Source organism: Poseidonibacter sp. (assembly GCF_041821165.1).
In the GTDB taxonomy this organism is placed as follows: domain Bacteria; phylum Campylobacterota; class Campylobacteria; order Campylobacterales; family Arcobacteraceae; genus Poseidonibacter.
Genome location: NZ_JBGUES010000015.1, coordinates 1 through 18,634, shown reverse-complemented (window position 1 = coordinate 18,634; position 18,634 = coordinate 1). Strand labels below are relative to the sequence as shown.

General features: G+C 25.8%; 17 protein-coding genes and 1 pseudogene. 2 read left to right on the top strand and 16 right to left on the bottom strand.

Annotated features, from left to right (window positions below):
* Positions 1 to 2 precede the first annotated feature (2 nt).
* The 13 genes from ACERKK_RS02750 to ACERKK_RS02690 all read right to left on the bottom strand — a co-directional run bounded on the left by ACERKK_RS02750 (position 3) and on the right by ACERKK_RS02690 (position 13,772).
* Positions 3 to 2,060, bottom strand: a complete 2,058-nt coding sequence (locus ACERKK_RS02750) for an EAL domain-containing protein (protein ID WP_373771545.1) — start codon at positions 2,058 to 2,060, stop codon at positions 3 to 5.
* 4 nt (positions 2,061 to 2,064) lie between these two features.
* The gene (locus ACERKK_RS02745) at positions 2,065 to 3,015 is read right to left on the bottom strand and encodes a cytochrome-c peroxidase (RefSeq protein ID WP_373771544.1); all 951 of its coding nucleotides are present in this window, start codon (positions 3,013 to 3,015) and stop codon (positions 2,065 to 2,067) included.
* 70 nt (positions 3,016 to 3,085) lie between these two features.
* Positions 3,086 to 6,580: an acyl-[ACP]--phospholipid O-acyltransferase gene (locus ACERKK_RS02740; RefSeq protein WP_373771543.1), complete on the bottom strand. Its 3,495-nt coding sequence runs from the start codon at positions 6,578 to 6,580 to the stop codon at positions 3,086 to 3,088.
* A gap of 8 nt (positions 6,581 to 6,588) precedes the next feature.
* Complete coding sequence (gene rarD, locus ACERKK_RS02735) at positions 6,589 to 7,479, bottom strand: EamA family transporter RarD (RefSeq protein WP_373771542.1); 891 nt, start codon at positions 7,477 to 7,479, stop codon at positions 6,589 to 6,591.
* A gap of 95 nt (positions 7,480 to 7,574) precedes the next feature.
* Complete coding sequence (arsA, locus tag ACERKK_RS02730; protein ID WP_373771541.1) at positions 7,575 to 9,344, bottom strand: arsenical pump-driving ATPase; 1,770 nt, start codon at positions 9,342 to 9,344, stop codon at positions 7,575 to 7,577.
* Position 9,345: 1 nt separating this feature from the next.
* Positions 9,346 to 9,669 (bottom strand): arsenite efflux transporter metallochaperone ArsD, encoded by a 324-nt coding sequence (arsD, locus tag ACERKK_RS02725; protein WP_373771540.1) that lies wholly within the window; start codon positions 9,667 to 9,669, stop codon positions 9,346 to 9,348.
* Between the two features lie 9 nt (positions 9,670 to 9,678).
* Positions 9,679 to 9,909, bottom strand: coding sequence for a thioredoxin family protein (locus tag ACERKK_RS02720; protein ID WP_373771539.1), 231 nt, complete (start codon positions 9,907 to 9,909; stop codon positions 9,679 to 9,681).
* Positions 9,910 to 9,918: 9 nt separating this feature from the next.
* Entirely contained in the window at positions 9,919 to 10,872 is a 954-nt protein-coding gene (locus ACERKK_RS02715; RefSeq protein WP_373771538.1) for a permease, read from the bottom strand.
* Position 10,873: 1 nt separating this feature from the next.
* Entirely contained in the window at positions 10,874 to 11,275 is a 402-nt protein-coding gene (locus ACERKK_RS02710; RefSeq protein WP_373771537.1) for an arsenate reductase ArsC, read from the bottom strand.
* Positions 11,276 to 11,284: 9 nt separating this feature from the next.
* On the bottom strand, positions 11,285 to 11,836 hold the full coding sequence (locus ACERKK_RS02705) for a manganese efflux pump MntP family protein (RefSeq protein WP_373771536.1): 552 nt from the start codon (positions 11,834 to 11,836) through the stop codon (positions 11,285 to 11,287).
* A 12-nt stretch (positions 11,837 to 11,848) separates the two neighbouring features.
* The gene (locus ACERKK_RS02700) at positions 11,849 to 13,099 is read right to left on the bottom strand and encodes an arsenic transporter (protein WP_373771535.1); all 1,251 of its coding nucleotides are present in this window, start codon (positions 13,097 to 13,099) and stop codon (positions 11,849 to 11,851) included.
* Positions 13,096 to 13,455, bottom strand: a complete 360-nt coding sequence (locus ACERKK_RS02695) for a gamma-glutamylcyclotransferase family protein (RefSeq protein ID WP_373771534.1) — start codon at positions 13,453 to 13,455, stop codon at positions 13,096 to 13,098. Before ACERKK_RS02695 ends, ACERKK_RS02700 begins: the two co-directional genes overlap by 4 nt.
* On the bottom strand, positions 13,452 to 13,772 hold the full coding sequence (locus ACERKK_RS02690; RefSeq protein WP_373771551.1) for an ArsR/SmtB family transcription factor: 321 nt from the start codon (positions 13,770 to 13,772) through the stop codon (positions 13,452 to 13,454). Before ACERKK_RS02690 ends, ACERKK_RS02695 begins: the two co-directional genes overlap by 4 nt.
* A gap of 170 nt (positions 13,773 to 13,942) precedes the next feature.
* Here ACERKK_RS02690 and ACERKK_RS02685 point away from each other — a divergent pair, with 170 nt between their 5' ends.
* Positions 13,943 to 16,414 (top strand): diguanylate cyclase, encoded by a 2,472-nt coding sequence (locus ACERKK_RS02685; protein WP_373771533.1) that lies wholly within the window; start codon positions 13,943 to 13,945, stop codon positions 16,412 to 16,414.
* A gap of 30 nt (positions 16,415 to 16,444) precedes the next feature.
* Here ACERKK_RS02685 and ACERKK_RS02680 read toward each other — a convergent pair whose 3' ends face one another.
* Positions 16,445 to 17,161 (bottom strand): LrgB family protein, encoded by a 717-nt coding sequence (locus ACERKK_RS02680; RefSeq protein ID WP_373771532.1) that lies wholly within the window; start codon positions 17,159 to 17,161, stop codon positions 16,445 to 16,447.
* Positions 17,158 to 17,508, bottom strand: coding sequence for a CidA/LrgA family protein (locus tag ACERKK_RS02675; RefSeq protein ID WP_373771531.1), 351 nt, complete (start codon positions 17,506 to 17,508; stop codon positions 17,158 to 17,160). The genes ACERKK_RS02680 and ACERKK_RS02675 overlap by 4 nt, the downstream gene beginning before the upstream one ends.
* 107 nt (positions 17,509 to 17,615) lie before the next feature.
* Here ACERKK_RS02675 and ACERKK_RS02670 point away from each other — a divergent pair, with 107 nt between their 5' ends.
* Positions 17,616 to 18,224, top strand: coding sequence for a transcriptional regulator (locus ACERKK_RS02670; RefSeq protein ID WP_373771530.1), 609 nt, complete (start codon positions 17,616 to 17,618; stop codon positions 18,222 to 18,224).
* A gap of 45 nt (positions 18,225 to 18,269) precedes the next feature.
* Here the strand turns inward: ACERKK_RS02670 and glyA are convergent.
* A pseudogene (glyA, locus tag ACERKK_RS02665) lies at positions 18,270 to 18,634 on the bottom strand (serine hydroxymethyltransferase); the annotation flags it as partial.

Here is an 18,634-nt window from a genome sequence, read left to right as displayed (position 1 = left end):
GTTTATTCTTCTTCTTTTAGTAAATCTTTTGGTTCACTATAATAGAAACCTTGACCATAATCTATTCCAAGCTCTGTAATCATTTTATCAATAATCTCATTATCAACAAACTCAGCTACTGTTTGAATATTTGATTTTTTAGCTAAAAAAATCATTGCTTCTACTGTATGTTTTGAATTATCATTAATATGAATATCTTTAATTAAACTTCCATCTAATTTTAAAATATCTGGTTTCATTTTAAATAATTGTGTAAAGTTTGAATAACCACTTCCAAAGTCATCAATTGCTAGTTTACAACCAAACTCTTTAGTTAATTCTGCGAATTTAAATATACTTTCATAATTTTGAACTTCTTCACTTTCTAATATCTCAAAAGTTATAAGATGTGCTATATCTTTATTTGTTTGCAATAAAAGTGAAATAAATGTTAATGTTGAAGCATTATTAATATCTTGAAATGATAAGTTAATTGAAACAGAAATATTATTTTGTCTAATAAACTCAATTGACTTTTTAATTACAATATTTGTGATTTTAGAGTACAACTTAGATTTTTTAGTTAGTTCTAAAAAGAAATAGGGAGAAATTGCTCTACCATCTGTATCTATAAGACGTACAAGAGCTTCATATTTAACAGGTTCTTTTGTCTGTAAATCAACGATACCTTGGAAAAATGGTCTAATTCTATTATCTTTTATTGCTTCTTTAACTTTTGATAACATTTCAATATTTTTTACAGCATTTTGTTTAATATCAATATCATCATTATAATAAGAAACTTTTTCAAAACTATTTTTTGTTTGAGCAATAGCTAATTCTGCACTTTTTAGATATGGCTTTTTTTGAGTAATTCCAGCTTGAATATAAACAGGAACTTCAAAACCTTTAAAGTCAAAAATTGTATTTTCAATTTCACTTATTAAACCTAAAGATACACTATCTAAAACAGTTACATCTTTTGAATCAATAACAACTGCAAACTGGTCAACCCCTACTCTATATACTCTTTTATAGTTTACATTATGCGTTTTTGCTTCTTTTATAACATCGGCAACATTTTTTAAAATATGGTCACCACCTTGATATCCAGTAATTGAATTAATATTACTAAAATCAACTATATCTAAAAGAATTACTGAATACTTATCATTATTTCTTGTATCATAGTTAAAAGCATTTCTATTTGGTAATTGTGTTAAATCATCAGTTTTTAAACTCAGTTCTTTTTGTTTTTGATAATTTACTAAACTATGAGAATCTTTTTTTATTTTTAAAATAAGTAGTAAAAGAATAATTAAAAATATAAGATATACAAACATGATAATAATAAATTCTGTTTGCATTTTTTCTTTTATAACTTTAGATTCTTTTTCCAAAGCAATAAACATTTCATCTATAATATTTGTTATATTACTCTTTTTTATTGTATTAAATGATTTATGAAATTTTGGTATTTCATTATATAAAAAGTTTATATGTGCAAAATTTAATTTATATTCATCATTATTAATATTGTTTTTAAAGTAATTAAACTGTTTTTCAGTGATATTACCATTTTTTACATAGTTGTTTTTTGCATTTTTAACTGTTAATAACATATCTAAAAAATTTGTTCTGTACTCTTCATCATAAGTACCTAAATCATATAATCTTTTTTCAAGAATTAATATAGAGTTTTTTATCATAGAATTACTTCTAATAAATCGTTCTGTTAATAGATCAAGAGAACTATACTCTTTTAAGTAATTATCAAATTTATCATATAATAAAGGGAATGTATTTTTAATATCTACATTTTTATTTAATTCTGAAACTTTTTCTTTTGCAATTTTTTTATGTGTAACTAATTTATCATTATTGAAATGTAAAAGAATAATTGACTCTTCTAAAATATTAATATGTTTATGCCATGTATTTTCTAGCTCATGAACCATACTCGTAGCACTATAGTAACTACTATTAAAACTTGACAACTTTGATTTAAAGTCAATTGCCATAAAAAAAACTAATAAAGAAGATACAACAATCGATACACTTTTAAAATCAAAATTTTTCATATAATTAATTATCCAATATAAATGTTTTAGGAATCTCACCTGTTAAAGTTTTTAAAAATGCTTCAATATCTTCTACTTCATTTTTTGCCATAACAATTCCAACATTATGATAACCCATAATATATATAGCATTTTGAAGGGTTTTTATTTGTCCATTATGAAAATAAGGAGCAGTTTTTTCAATATTTCTTAGACTTGGAACTCTAAAAATATTTTTATCATTAATATTTTTTGTAACATCTTCTCTATCTGCCCACTTTACAGAACTATCTTTGTACTCTATAATTGTTCCAAATTTTTGATATGAATTTCCACCTAAATTAATTCCATTATGACAAGAAACACAACCATAAGATAAAAATAAGTCCATTCCATTTTCTTCTTTTTGAGTTAATTTGTATTCATTTCTTAAATATTGGTCAAATTTTGAATTAGGAGTGATTAATGTTTCTTCAAAACTAACAATTGCATCTAACATATTATCAAATGTTGGCATTAAAGAGTATGCTTTTAAAAATAGCTGTATATATTCAGGAGACTGTTTTAGTCTATTTTCTATTGTAGTTTTATCATTTGCCATTTCATGTTTAGCAAATAAAGGACCATCTATCATTTGTTCTTTTAGTGTTTCACTTCTACCATTCCAAAAAAATGCTAGATTATACTCTAAATTAAAAACAGTAGGTGTATTTATAAATCCTTCGGTTTGATTATCTCCAATACTAAATTTTTCATTATCAACACCATAATTGCCATGACAAGAAGCACAAGAAATATCATTATTTTTTGATAAAATTGGATCAAAAAATAGTTTTTTCCCTAATTCAACTTTTGCTTTATCATATTCTATCTCAGTAGGTAATGGTATAAATATATTATTAGCAGTACAAATATTAAAGAAGACAAGAAGAGAAACTAATATTCTAAGCAATGATTGACCTTTTATATTATTCATTTTTTATTCATTTATAATAGCATATTTTTTTTAAATTAAAGAATTAAAGTTGATTAATAAACAATGTTATTTAATTCTTTAGTGCTAAGTAACTAGCTTTTTTAAAATCATTTTTACCTGTACCTAATTTAGGTATCTCTTCTACTTTTATAATTCGTGATGGTATCATTAATTTATTACCAAATGATTTCAAAATATCATTTTGCAGTTTAATAATAAAATTATCATCTACATGAGATATCAAAAGAATAATTTTTTCACCCTTTTTCTCATCCTCAATTGCACTTGCAATAAAATCTATCTTTGATTCTTCATCTATTTGTACTATTTTTGCTATCTCTTCTTCAACTTTTGTAAGACTAATCATCTCACCTGCTATTTTTGCAAATCTTGAATATCTATCTACAATTGTTAAAAAACCATCAGAATCAATTTTTCCTTTATCCCCTGTAATATAATAAGTATGACCATCAATATTTTTTAGAACTTTTTTAGTTTTTTCTTCATCTTTTAAATACCCTTTCATTACTTGAATACCAGAAATTAAAATCATTCCTTCTTCATCTACCTCTAACTCTTTAAAAGTATTAGGGTCTACAATTTTTATAAGTGTTCCAGGTAGTGCCATACCAACACTACCTACTTTATTTCCTTGTTGTATTTCATATTCTGCTGTTAAAACATCAGGTAAATTACAAGAAGCAACAGGTGACGTTTCAGTTGTTCCAAAACCTTCTAATATATCTTTCCCAAATTTATTTTTAAAATCTGTTCGTACATCAGCTCTTAGTTTTTCAGCCCCTGCAACGCTTAGTCTTAGACTTTCAAACATTAAAGGATTTACTTTTGCATTTTTTGTATAAAGTCTAAAAAATGTTGACGTTCCGCACATTATGCTTGCTTTATATTTATATATTAATTTTCCTAAACCTAAACCATCTGTTGGGTCAGGATGAGCTACACATTTTATACCTTCAATTAAAGGTAAGTATGTAGTAACCACAATACCAAAAGCATGAAATATTGGTAATGAACCTACAATTATATCATCATCATTTACATTTAAAACACTTGCTATTTGTTGAGAATTTCCTAATACATTATCTCCACTTAACTCTATTGCTTTTGGTGTTCCTTCACTTCCTGATGAAAATAAAATCAATGCTGTATCATCTTTATTTACTTTTTTAAGATGTATTGGTTTTAAAATAAAACTAGGAATAAACTTAACACTTAATAGTGTAAAAATAGCTTTTGGTTTTGATATTTTTGCTTTTAAATCTTCAACATAAATTACATTAACTAAAGAGAATAACTCTTCTAAATTTATAGCTTTTAATTTCAGTTTTTCAATAAAGTTTTTTGAAGAAATAATTGTTTTAATTTCAGCTTTTTCAATAGATAATTTTAAAGTTTCAATATCTGCTGTATAGTTTAAATTTACAGCTGTTTTTCCCATCATTAAAACTGAATAATTAATAAATGCACCTGCAGCAGTTGATGGTAATAATAAACCTATATTTTGATTATTTACTTCTTTTTCTAATAAATTTTTAAATAAAATTGATACAGTTAAAAACTTATTTGCACTTAATTCTAAACCTGTTGAATCAGCAAAAATCATTTCACTTGAAACTTCTTTTAACCTATCAAAAATTGTTTCGCTTAATGTACCTAAACTTTTAATATGTTCTTTCCATGAAATAGTTGATAAGTTTATAACTTCTTGTTTAATAGTATAAGCATTTGCTTTTTCTTTTTTTATTGCTTTTGAAAAACTTACACTTACAGTATTTGTTCTATAAGATTTTTTTAGCTTTTTATTAGCTCTTGAGAACATAGATTCCCATAAACCTCTAATATGAAAAGATACCACATTTACATCAACTGTTGTAAAAGCCAATATCATCTCAAAGCCTTTTTTAAACTCACCTAAATGACCATTTCTTGTAATATTCCCTTCAGGAAAAAGAACTACAACACTTCCTTCGTCTAAGTGTTTTGCTATTATCTGAAGAGTTGATTTACCAGATGTATTTGATATTGGTATTGCTTTAAACATTTTTAGTAACCATTTTAAATACCATTTATTATAAATTGGCTTATGCATTACAAATTTTACTTCTCTTGGTGTAGACATTAAAATCACAGCCCAATCAATCCATGAAACATGGTTTCCAAGTAATAATACAGCACCACTTGAAGGAATATTTTTAACACCATTTACTTCAAGTTTATATTTTAAACCTACTACAACTTTTAAAAATAGTAATAACATTGATTGAGGCAATTTATAAATAGTATAAAGTGCTCCAATTATTGTAATACACAAAATCAAATAGATTGTATTTAATGGATCTAGTGCATAAAATGAAACAATAGTAGTCATACTCAACATTAAAAACATAGATAAAGAGTGAAACCAATTATTTCCAGCAAGTATAGTTCCTAAAACTCTTTTTTTAGCATTAAACTGAATTAATGAATTTAATGGAACAATAAATAAACCACCAAAGAAACCAAAAAATAAAAATGACATGGCTAATAAAAATGGTGTTTGAACAATAGTTGAAATATAAATAGAAACTGCCATTGCTAAAGCAGATATTGGAATTGTTCCAATTTCAATATAATGTTTTGATATTTTTGAATATACAAATGCCCCAAGAGCAATTCCAATTCCAGAAGCTGCTAAAACACCATTTATTACAAATACATCTGTTATATATAAATACTGTTTTGCAAAAGAGGGAAATACGGCCATTAAACCTTGAGAAATTCCCCAAAATATTGATAAACCAATTACTGATAAAAATATTACACTATTTGATGAAATTGTATTTATATTTTTTGCAAAAAGTTTAGCTTTAAAAAACTCTTCTTTATTTAATGATAAATTTGTATTTTCTTTATAGTTTGTTTTTATTTTTCTTAGCAATAAAACAGATACTAACATTTCTAAAAAGGCAATAGGTAAAACATAATAAGTTAGAGGTAATATTGCATCAAGAAGTTGCTCTTTTGTATTTAAAGTATCAAGATTATTTAAGACATAAAAACTCTCAAAGAAATAAGAAGCAATTCCAATTGAAAAAAGTATTGCAATTATTGAAATAGATTGAAGTGCTGAATTTCCTAATGCTAGGTTTTTTTTGCCATAGATATCTAAAATAAGTCCAAATTTTGCAGGTGAATAAATTGCACTTTGAGCAGCTAATAAAACTAAAACAATCATTGCAAAATAAAAACTACCACTCATATAAGCAAATATCATTAAAGCAGATAAACAAAAAGATGAAACCGCTCCATAAACAATGATACTTTTTTTATTATATTTATCAGATAAGTAACCACTTAGAGTAAAAAGAAGTAAAAAGGGAATAATTATCATAGCATTTATAATAGAAATCCAAATTACTTGTTCACTTCCATCAAAAACTTTAAATGCTATATTTTGTAATAAAACCTTGTGTGATACATCAACAACGGCATTACAAAAAACTGCAAATAAAAAAGCTAGTTTTATTGCAGATATATTATTCACACTATTAAATATTTTACTCATTTTTAATCCTATTTACTTTTTAAACCTCTCATTTTCTTAAAAGAATCAATAGAAAATACTACTAAAGCTAACCATATTAATGAAAAGGTTACTAATTTATCAAAATTTAGTTCTTCATTATATACAAAAACTGCAAGTAAAAAAGCACAAGTTGGCCCAATATACTGAAAAAAGCCTAAAGTTGTTAGTCTCATTCTTGTAGCAGCGCCATTAAATAAAAGCAAAGGAATAATTGTTACTAAACCACCTAAACTTAGCATTATATTTATATAATTGCTTGAATTTAAAAATGAAATAGAATTATTTATATAAAGATAATATATTCCAATAATTGCAAAAGGCATTAAAATTAATGTTTCAATTAATAAGCCAACAATAGAACCAATATTTACTTTTTTTCTTATCATTCCATAAAAAGCAAAGCTAAGTGCTAAAGCAAGTGAAATAAGAGGAATTGAACCAATAGTAATTAACTGATAAAGAACTGCTATAAAAGCAATAAAAATAGCTACATATTGATATTTTGTCATTCTTTCAGAAAAAAACAGATATCCCAAAAATACACTTACTAAAGGATTTATATAATATCCAAGTGCTGTTTCCATAATCTTATCATTTCCTACAGCCCAAATAAAAACAAGCCAATTTAAAGATATAAAGAATGTTGATAATGCTAAATATTTTACTTTTCTTAAATCTTTTATTGTAAGTTTAAAAATCTTATCTTGTTTTGATATATATAATAATGGTATTAAAATTATAAATGACCAAAAAATTCTATGTATTAAAACTTCTAATGGTTCTACACTTGATACTTGTTTAAAATATATTGGGGCAAGTGCACCCCAAAATAAAAATGCTAAAACGGCATATAACTGCCCTAATCTATTCTCGTTCAAATTTTCTCTTTAATATAAATTTTTGCAACTATATCTAAAAGTTTTTAAATATATGGCAAAAAATTACATAAAAGTTTCATAAGTTATTTTACTAATTAAATTAATTTTTCTAAACTCTTACTATCATTGATTTCAACTTCTATCCACGGTGAGATTACAGTTTTTTGTGATAATTCATTTTTTATTTCATTTATATATTTTAATTCATTTAAGCCTTTTTGACATAAAAGATTATCTGAAGTATTACATACAGCAAAACTTCTATTTATTATCCATGAATAAGGTCTAATTCCTGCTCTTTTTAAATCTTCTTGTAAATCTTTTGCTTCATGTGTAGGTGTAGCTTCTGCTAGTGTTACAATAAGTATTTTTGTAAATTTTGGATCTTTTATTCTTGGAATAAGAGAACTTAACTCTTCACTCATTTCATTATTAGAATTTTTTAATACTTCTTTATGATAAGCAGATGAAGCATCTAAAAGTAAAAGTGTATGTCCTGTTGGCGCAGTATCTAGAACTACAAATCTATCTTTTGCAATTGCCACTGTTTTTGCAAAAGCTTCAAAAATAGCTATTTCTTCTATACAAGGAGAACTTAGTTCTTCTTTTAGTAAGTTCATATCTTCAAGTGAAAGTTTCCCTTCATTTTTTGATATAACTTCATCTACATGTCTTTTAGTTTCAATTTTAGGATCAATTTTTTCAATTATTAAATTTGAGTTTCCATCTTGTAAAATATACTCTAAATGAGAAGCAGGATCAGTTGTAGATAAAGTTACTTTATGCCCTCTTTTTGCTAATTGTGAAGCAATCATTGAAGCAATTGTTGTTTTTCCAACACCACCTTTTCCCATTGTCATAATTACACCATTGCAATCTTTTTCTATATCATTTAGTAAACTATCCCAAGATGTTATATCTTCTAAGTCAAGAGCTAAAGCTTCTTGTAGTTTCTCTTTTGCATTAGTGAAATCTTTTGGTATATCACTTTTTATAATAGCTTTTAAAGAATCAATTCCAACAATACCATTTGGATAAAAACCAATTTGAGTACTTTGTAAATCTTGTAAATCTTTTGGAATATTTTCTAAGGCATCTTTTGATTTTGCATAAAAGGCTTGTGCAATTTTATCATCACTATTATGAGTAAATACTCCATTTATTATAAGATGTTGATTTTTCATACCTTGATTTTTTAATTCATTACTTGCTTTTTTGGCTTCAATAAGAGATAATTTTTCAGCACGACTAACTAAAATTAAAAGTGTTTTATCTTTATTTTTTAGATTTTTCACAACATTATCGTAAAGCTCTTTATATTCAGACAATCCTGAAACTGGTCCTAAACAAGAACTTCCTGTTTGATTATTTGCAATAAAATCATTCCATGCAGCAGGCAGGGCTAGAAGTCTTAGAGTATGCCCTGTTGGTGCAGTATCAAGAATAATATGATCATACTCTTCTATGATATTCTTATCACCTACATATTTTGAGAATTCATTAAATCCTGCAATTTCAACTGTACAAGCACCTGAAAGTTGCTCTTGCATTTGCTCTATTGCTTCTTTAGGTAATAATCCTCTATAAGGTCCTACCATTTTCTCTTTATATTCATTTGCAGCAACTACAGGATTAATATTCATTGCATATAAATTTTCTATATCTTGAACTTTTGTTGGTGTACTTTTTAAATCTACTTGTAAAACCTCATCAAGATTTGATGCTGGGTCTGTGCTAATTAAAAGAACTTTTTTTCCAAGCTGTGCAAGTGCTAATGAAATAGCACAAGACATTGATGTTTTACCAACCCCACCTTTTCCTGTAAAAAAAAGAAATTGTGGGATTTTAGAAAGTAAAGAGTTCATATTAAAACTTTGCTACAAAAGAAGCAAGACCAAGTTTAGCACTTAGTTGTGGAACACTTGGATACTCTTTTGAAAATACTAGTTCATCATCTATAAAAAACAAAGGTAAAGAATCTACTCCCTCTTCATTTAATATTCTTGATACTTCTTTATTTTGTACATATTGTGCAGGTTCAGTAGTAAGTCCATATCTGCTTACTTCAAATTTAGTTTTATCAAGTGTAGTTAAAAAACTTGCAAGTTGTACTAACTTTGTATCTACATCTGTTCCACAAACACCAGTTGGACAACACATAGCAGGGTCATATATTTTTAATGTTTTCATATCTCTTCTTTATTTAAGTAATGCTTTTATTTCTTCTTGATTAAGAAGTTTTCCTGTGCTTTTAACAACACCATCAATCACAAGAGCAGGAGTACTCATAACACCATAATCCATTATTTTTACAATATCTTCAACTTTTTCAATTTCAGCAAATATTCCTGCTTGTGCAACTGCTTTTTTTGTATTCTCTTCAAGTGCTTTACACTTTGAGCATCCTGTTCCTAAAATTTCAATTTTCATTTACTTTCCTTATAAAATTATATTAAATAAATATCCAACTATTAATATCCCAAAACCTACAATACCAAAGAAAATAGATATTAGCTTTACTGATAATACTCTTTTTAAAATCATAGCTTCAGGAAGACTAAGAGCAACAACTGCCATCATAAATGAAAGCGCCGTTCCTAGTAACATTCCTTTATTTGTTAAAACTTCAACTAAAGGTAAAATTCCTGCTGCATTTGAATACATAGGAATTCCCATAATAACAGCAACAATCGGAGCATACCAAACATCTCCTCCTGCATATTTACTGATGAAATCTGTTGGAACATATCCATGTATAAACGCTCCAATACCAACACCTATTATTACATATATATAAATTTTATTGAAGATATCTTTTGTAAATTCCCATGATTCTTTTAATCTACTTTTAAAAGATACTTCTTCTTCATTAAAATCAATATTCATCGGTTTTACTTCAATTAAAACCTCTTTTTCAAGATTTAATCCACCAATAATAAGTCCTGCGATTATAGCTATTGCTAAACCAACCAATACATATAATAGTGCAATTTTCCAGCCAAAAAGTGAAAGTAAAAGTGCAATTACAACAGCATCACTAAGTGGTGCAGAAATTAAATATGAAAAAGTTACTCCTAAAGGTATTCTAGCTTGTAAAAAACCCAAGAAAAGTGGTATTGCACTACATGAACAAAAAGGAGTTATTACCCCAAAAATAGCTGCTAAAATATGCCCTGTAATTCTATTTTTACCACTTATAAAAGCACGTGCTTTTTCAACTGGGAAATAACTCCTTAATATTGTTACAAGATAAATAATTGAAACTAATAAGATAAATATTTTAATAGTATCATAAATAAAAAAGTGTAAAGCTTGTGCTAAATGTTCATCTTTATTAAATCCAAATAATGAATAAACTAAAAAATCAACAACTCTTTCCCAATAAAAAAACATTTTATTTTAAAGCTTCAATAACTTTTGGTAATAAAACTTCTTCAATCTCTTTATATGTTTCTTCAAAAGCATCAAAACCTTTTCCATCTGGGTCTTCAAATCCTACATGAATTACCTTAGTAGCATTTGGAAACATTGGACAAGTTTCATTTGCATGACCACAAACAGTTACCACTAAATCATAAGTATTATCTATTACTTTATCAATAGTTTTAGAGTGATACTCTTTTTTCCAAATTTGTTTTTGCTCTAATAATTTTTGAGCATTTGGATTTACTCTACCACTTGCTTTTACACCTGAAGAATCAGAACTAATACCATCTAACTTCGCATTTATTAGTGCTTCTGCAATAATACTTCTACATGAATTACCTGTACATAAAATTAAAACTCTTTTTTCCATTGTTTTCCCCTAAATTATATTTAAACCATCAAGTAAGATTTTAAATCCTAAGATTATTAAAATTATCCCACCTAAATATTCAGCTTTATCTTCTAAAAAGCCACCTAAAAACTTACCAATATAAACAGCTACTACACATAATACAAAAGTAATTATTGTAATAAGTGATACTGCATATAAAATATCAATTTCTTGAAATGAAAATGTAATACCAATTGCAAGAGCATCTATACTTGTAGCAATGGCTAAGATTAATAAAGTTTTATTTTTTAAATCCTTTACCTCATCTTCAAAATCACCCTCTCTTGCTTCTTGAATCATTCTATATCCTAAATAAACTAAGATAACAAATGCAATATAGTGATCAAAACTATCTACAAATGATGCAAATACATTTCCTAAAAAATATCCAATTAAAGGCATTAATCCTTGAAATAGTCCAAAAAACAGTGCTATTTTAATAGTTGTTGCAAAATTTATATTTTTATATTTACTTCCACTTGCTATTGATACAGCTACTGAATCCATTGCTAATGCAATTGCGATTAAAATTAATTCCACTTATATTCCCTTTTATAATGCTAATAATACGATTAGTAAAACTGGTGGTGTTATTAAAAACCCAAATTTACTATATTGTGCAAATGAAATATTTACACCTTTTTTTGCTAATACATGTAACCATAATAGTGTAGCTAATGAACCAAATGGTGTCATTTTAGGCCCTAAGTTACAACCTATGATATTTGCATATGCTAATGCTTGATTTGGTATATCTTGTAATGCTATATCCATAATCATAACTGTTGGCATATTATTCATAATTGCTGATAAAAATGCTGATATAAAACCTGTTCCAACAATAGCAATAGTATCACCTCTTAAACTTAAGTCTTTTAATACAACTGTTAGATAATCAGTTAATCCAGCATTTTTAAGACCATAAACAACTATATATAATCCAATACTAAACCATACAACTTGCCAAGGTGCTTCTTTAATAATTTCTTTTGGCTTTACAGTTTTAAATAATGTTGCAATAATTAAAAATAGTATACCTCCTCCAAGAGCAAAAACACTTACAGGTAAATCATACATATCTCCTATAAAATATCCAGCTAATAAAACAGCTAAAAATACCCATGAAATATAAAATAGAGTTTTATTTTTTATTGCAGTTGAAGGATCTTTTAATAAAGAAATATCCACTTCTTTTGGAATATCTTTTCTTAAAATTATCCATAAAAAAACAATCGAAGCTATTACACTTACTACAAATGGTAAAAACATATTTGAAATATACTCAGAAAATCCAATGTTAAAATAGTTTGCAGTTACAATATTTGTAAGGTTTGAAAATACTAAAGGTAAAGATGCACTATCACTTATAAATCCACCTGCTAGTAAAAATGCAATAATTGATTTCATATTTAGTTTTAATATTCTCATTTTTGCAAGTAATATTGGAGTTAAAATTAGTGCTGCTCCATCATTTGCAAAAAGTGCTGATACAAATGCTCCCAAAAGAATAGAATAAACAAACATTTTAAAACCATTTCCATTTGAAAACTTAGCCATTTTTAAAGCACACCATTCAAAGAAACCAATTTCATCTAATACCATTGATAAAATAATAATCCCAATAAATGACAGTGTTGCATCCCATACAATATTTGTAACAACTAAAACATCAGAAAAACTAACAACTCCTAAAACTAATGCAACAATTGCTCCAAGAACTGCACTCGTACCTATTTGTAAATTTTTGGGTTGCCATATTACAAAAATAAGTGTAACTATAAATATTAAACTTGCAAGTATCACAGTATGTCTTCTTTTATTTGTTCTTCACTTGCTTTTAGTACATAAATAAATGTATCAACATCTACTTCATCATATCTTTCAACATTTACTTCTTGACGTTCAAACTCTTCACCTTCAAACTCATCTAAATTATCCCAATGGTTAATTAGATTATTTGAATAAAACAGATATCCATGAACTGTATCACCCTCTTCATCTAATTTAATTCCAGGATAACCCATAGAAGCAGACCAACCTGCATCTTTTAAATAACCTTTTACAGTTGCTGGCACAAACTTACCAACAATGTTTTCTAAGACATGTCCATTTGGACAATTTGGCATTAAAGTACCATATACAAATAAAGTTTCAGTCAATTATTTTCCTTTGTTTCACATAATCTTTTTATTTTTGGTAACTGTATATCTAAATACATAATCTCTTTTATACATGCATTTCTAAATTCATCAAGAGGTGAACGTAAACTATAATAAGCCCATCTACCAACTCTATCAACTCTTAAGAAACCTGCTTCTTTTAATATTTTTAAATGTCTTGAAAGTCTTGATTGAATCATTTCGAATGAATTTTCTAAATCACAAACACAACACTTTCCATGTATATTTATAAATTTCAATAGTTTTACTCTTGTATCATCATTTAATGCAGATACTGTTTTTAAATAAACATCTATAATGAATCCTTTTTATCAATTTTAAATTCTACCGTATTATATATCAATATATCTTGATATATAATATTAAAACTAAAATATTAGTATTTAAATCAATTACTGTAATTACTTAATAACAGTTGTCACGTTTTTATTATATAATCATATACTATGATAGACAAAGGTTTTTTATGATTAAAGTTATTATTAGTATCTTCTTTTTCCTATTTTTAACTACTAATATGTTTTCTAAAACTGTTAGTACTTTAAATAATAATATTAAAACTAATATTGATTTATTAAATGACACTTTAAAAGATATTATTGTTGATAAAAAAAATAAAGAAGTTGAATTATCAAATATTTTAAAACTATACTATGAAAACTACGACAAAATTGTAGCTTTTGAATTAACTAAGCAAACAAATACCTTATATAGTTCATATAAAGATGATGAATATATGGCTGTTTTAAAAGATACTCCTTTAGAAGATAACTTTTCTAAAACTACTGATTATTATAAAAAAGATATTATTAATTCAAAAGGTAAAGTTTTAGGAACTCTTACAGTTTATTTTAAAACAGAGCTAAACTTCACCCAAGAAGAATTAACTTACTTGCAAAATAAAAGAGTACTAAGAATCCAAAATGATTCAAATCTTGCGCCTTATAACTTTTTAGAAAATAATATTGCAAAAGGTTTCTCAATTGATTATATGAATCTTATTGCAAATAAGTTAGCACTAGAAGTTGAATATGTTCCTGGTAAATGGAATGATTTTATAACAATGCTTAAAAACAATGAATTAGATATGATGGTTAATGTTTTAAAATCAGAAAAAAGAGAAAAGTTTTTTTTATTTTCTGATTTACCTTATGAATCTTTATACCCATCAATGATTACAAGAATTGATGAAAAAAATATAAACTCTTTTAAAAAAGTAAAAGATGAAACTATTGCTTTAGTAAAAGGTTATTATAGTTATGACAAAGTAAAAAAAGAGTATCCAAGCGTAAAAATATTAGATACATATAATACTTTTGAAATGCTAGAGGCAGTATCAAGAAATGAAGCAGATATTGCTTATGGATTAAACACGATAGTTGAATATAATATAAATAAACATCGACTAACAAACCTAAAACTTACACGAAATATTGATGATAATATCTTGCACTTTTATTTTGCTTATAATAAAGAAAATAAACTGTTAAAAAATCTTATAAGAAAAGCTGAAAAAGCTATTTCAAAACAAGAAATTCAAGCCTTAAGAGATAAATGGCTAAAAAAAATAAATCTAACTAAACAAAAAAGTAATTCATTTTTATTTGCAAAAAATGAAATTGAATACTTAGATAAAAAGAAAACTATTACTATGTGTGTTGATCCACATTTTATGCCTTTTGAAAAAGTAAATGAAAAAGGTGAATATATTGGAATTATTCCTGATTTCATAAAATCTTTATCAAAAAATACTTCAATAAAATTTGAACTTTTAGGTAAGACATCATGGAGAGACACTCTAAATTTAATGAAAAATAAAAAGTGTGATATTATTCCTTTTATTGTAGAAACTAATAAAAGAAAAGAGTATATAAACTTTACACAATCTTATTTAACTCTTCCACTTGTTATTGCTACAAAAAATAGTGAAATGTTTATTACAAATTTAGAATCAATAAGACATAAAAAAATAGCCTTAATTAAAGATTTTGCTACTATCGATTTAATTAAACTTAAATATCCAGATATTAATATAGTTGAAGTAAAAAATATAAAAGAGGGATTAACTAAGGTAAACAATGGTGAAGCTTATGCTTATTTAGACACCTTACCAAATGTTGTTTATACTACTCAAAAAGAAAATTTTTCTGATATTAGAATTTCTGGAAAAACATTTATGGATATGGATGTAAAAATAGGTGTTAGAAATGATGAAGTAATTTTACTAAATATTTTAAATAAAGCTATTAAAACTTTAGATGAAGAGACTAAAAACAATATTATAAATAAATGGCTAACAATAGTAAAAGAAAAAACGTTTAATATGATTTTATTTATCAAAATATTTTCTATTGTTTTTTTAATATTTATTTCAATAATTCTTTTTATCATCATACGTTCTAATAGAAGTTTATCCTTAGTTAATAAAGAACTAGAGATTCTTTCAACTATAGATAAATTAACACAAATAAATAATAGAAGTAAAATTGATGAAATTATTCAACAAGAGATTGATTTATCACAAAGATACAATAATGACTTATGTTTAATAATGGCAGATATTGATTTCTTTAAAAAGATAAATGATAATTATGGACATATAAGAGGAGATTCTGTTTTAAAAGAGTTCTCAAATATTCTATCTCAAAATATAAGAAAAACCGACTTTATTGGAAGATGGGGTGGTGAAGAGTTTATGATAGTATGCCCTCAAACAAATAAAGAGCATACATTAAGACTTGCAGAAAAATTAAGAAAGTTAGTTGAAAGTTATAACTTTAAAAAGAATATAAAAATCACATCTAGTTTTGGAATCTATCAATATCAGCAAGGTGATAGTTTAAAAACTTGTATTAAACGTGTTGATGATGCTTTATATGAGGCTAAAAACTCTAATAGAAACTGTGTAAAGATTTTTGAACTAAAAGAAGAAAATTAATACTTATTTAGTATTAATTCCCTTCTTATTTTATTTTGTAAAAAAAGTGATAATTAAAGGCAGAAATATTGCTGTAAATATCCCACTTAAACCCATAGCAAGTGCTGAAAAAGCAGCTGCTTTTTCTCCTATTTCAATAGCTCTTGCTGTTCCTATTCCATGAGAAACTAAACCTAAAGCAAAACCTTTTGATGTTTCATATTTAACTTTTACAAGTTTAAAAACAATAGTTCCTAATAATGCTCCAATCATTCCAGTTATTAGTACAAAACCAACTGCTAAAGATGGTATTGCTCCAATCTGTTCTGATGTGATTATTGCAATTGGTGCAGTAATTGATTTTGTTGTCATAGATAAAATTGTTGGAAGTTCTGCCCCAAAAATCCATAATAAAACAACAGCAATTAAGATTGAAAAAACTCCTGCAACAAAAAGTGTCACTACAATTGGAACAAAAAGTGACTTTATATATTTTAGATTATTATATAAAGGCAATGCTAAAGCAACAGTTGCAGGGCCTAAGAAAAAATGAATAATCTCTACACTTTTAAAATACTCTTCAAATGAAGTTTCAGTTAATACAATCAAAGACATTATAAGAATATATGCAATAATAATTGGCTGTAATAATGTATGTTTATTAAACTTCTCATAAATTATAATTCCAATTTTAAATGATAGCAATGTAACTATTAACCATGTTAATGGAGTTGAATTTATATATGTGATTAATGCTTCAAAATTCATGATTGTTCCTGCTTTTTAGATGTAAGATAATCCATAAGTTTTGCAGAAAAAATTAATGCAATTATAGTTCCTACTAATAATGAAATAAGAATAGCCCAAAACTCTTTTGTGATAATATCAATTTGAGTAATAATTCCCATAGCTGCTGGAATAAACAACATAGGAAGATATCTTAAATGTAAAAATACAGCATTATCTAAACTAGCAAAACTACTTTTTCTAATCATCAAAAATACCAATAACAAAATCATTCCAATTACAGGACCTGGAACTAAAAGCTCAAAAAACTTTGATATACACTCTCCAAAAAATTGAAATACTAATAAAACTATAATACCTTTTAACATTACCTATCCTTTTGAAGGAAGTATTATACACAGCAATAGACTTTTTGTCAATTAATTGTTTTAAATAGACTTTTTGTATTTTAAAGAATTTTATTGTATTATTTTTTATGAATAAACAATTAGAACTCTTTATCCCATTATGTAACTCAATTGGAAAACTCTTTTATCCAAATGTTGAAGTAGTACTTCATGACCTTAAAACCCAAAAATTAGTTCATATAGTCAATCCTTTTTCTAAAAGAGAAATAGGTGATAAAATGATAAATGATGTAAAAGATATTGATTCAATTACAGAAGATATTGTAGGACCATATAATAAAACAAATATTGATGGTTCAAGATTAAAAACAGTATCTACTATATTAAGAGATGCAAATAAAAAACCTATTGGAATAATCTGTATAAATTTTAAAACCGAAGTTTTTGATACTATGTATGAAAGTTTAAAAGGTTTTTTAAATATAGAAGAACCAAAAGAAAAACCTCAAGCACTATTTTCTCAAGATTGGAAAGAACATACTTTAACTACTATTAATACTTATTTAAAACTACACTCCTTAAAGATTGAAGATTTAAAAATTAAAGATAAAAAAGAGTTAATTATATATTTAAATAGTGAAGGTATTTTTTCAATTAGAAATGTAGTATCATATCTTTGTGAAATTTTAGATATTTCAAGAGCTACAATTTATAAATATTTAAAAGAGTGTAAATAAATTTATACTTAGAATAAAAAAATATTCTAAGTATAAAAGGTAAGATTAGTAAGTAGATTGATTGTAAATTACAAAGTTACTAGCTAATTGTTTTAATTCTTCTTTTATTGTTTTTTGTAGTTCTGTATTTTCAATATCATCTAATACATCACACATTTTATTTGCAATAATTTCGAACTCTTTTTCTTGCATTCCTCTTGCTGTTAATGCAGGACTTCCTACTCTAATTCCCGAAGTTACAAATGGCGATCTTGTTTCACCTGGAACTGTATTTTTATTTACAGTAATCCCTGCGTTTCCTAATGCTGCATCTGCATCTTTTCCTGAGAATGTTTTATTTAAGAATGATACTAATACTAAGTGATTATCTGTTCCATTTGAAACAATATCATATCCTCTAGATACTAGAA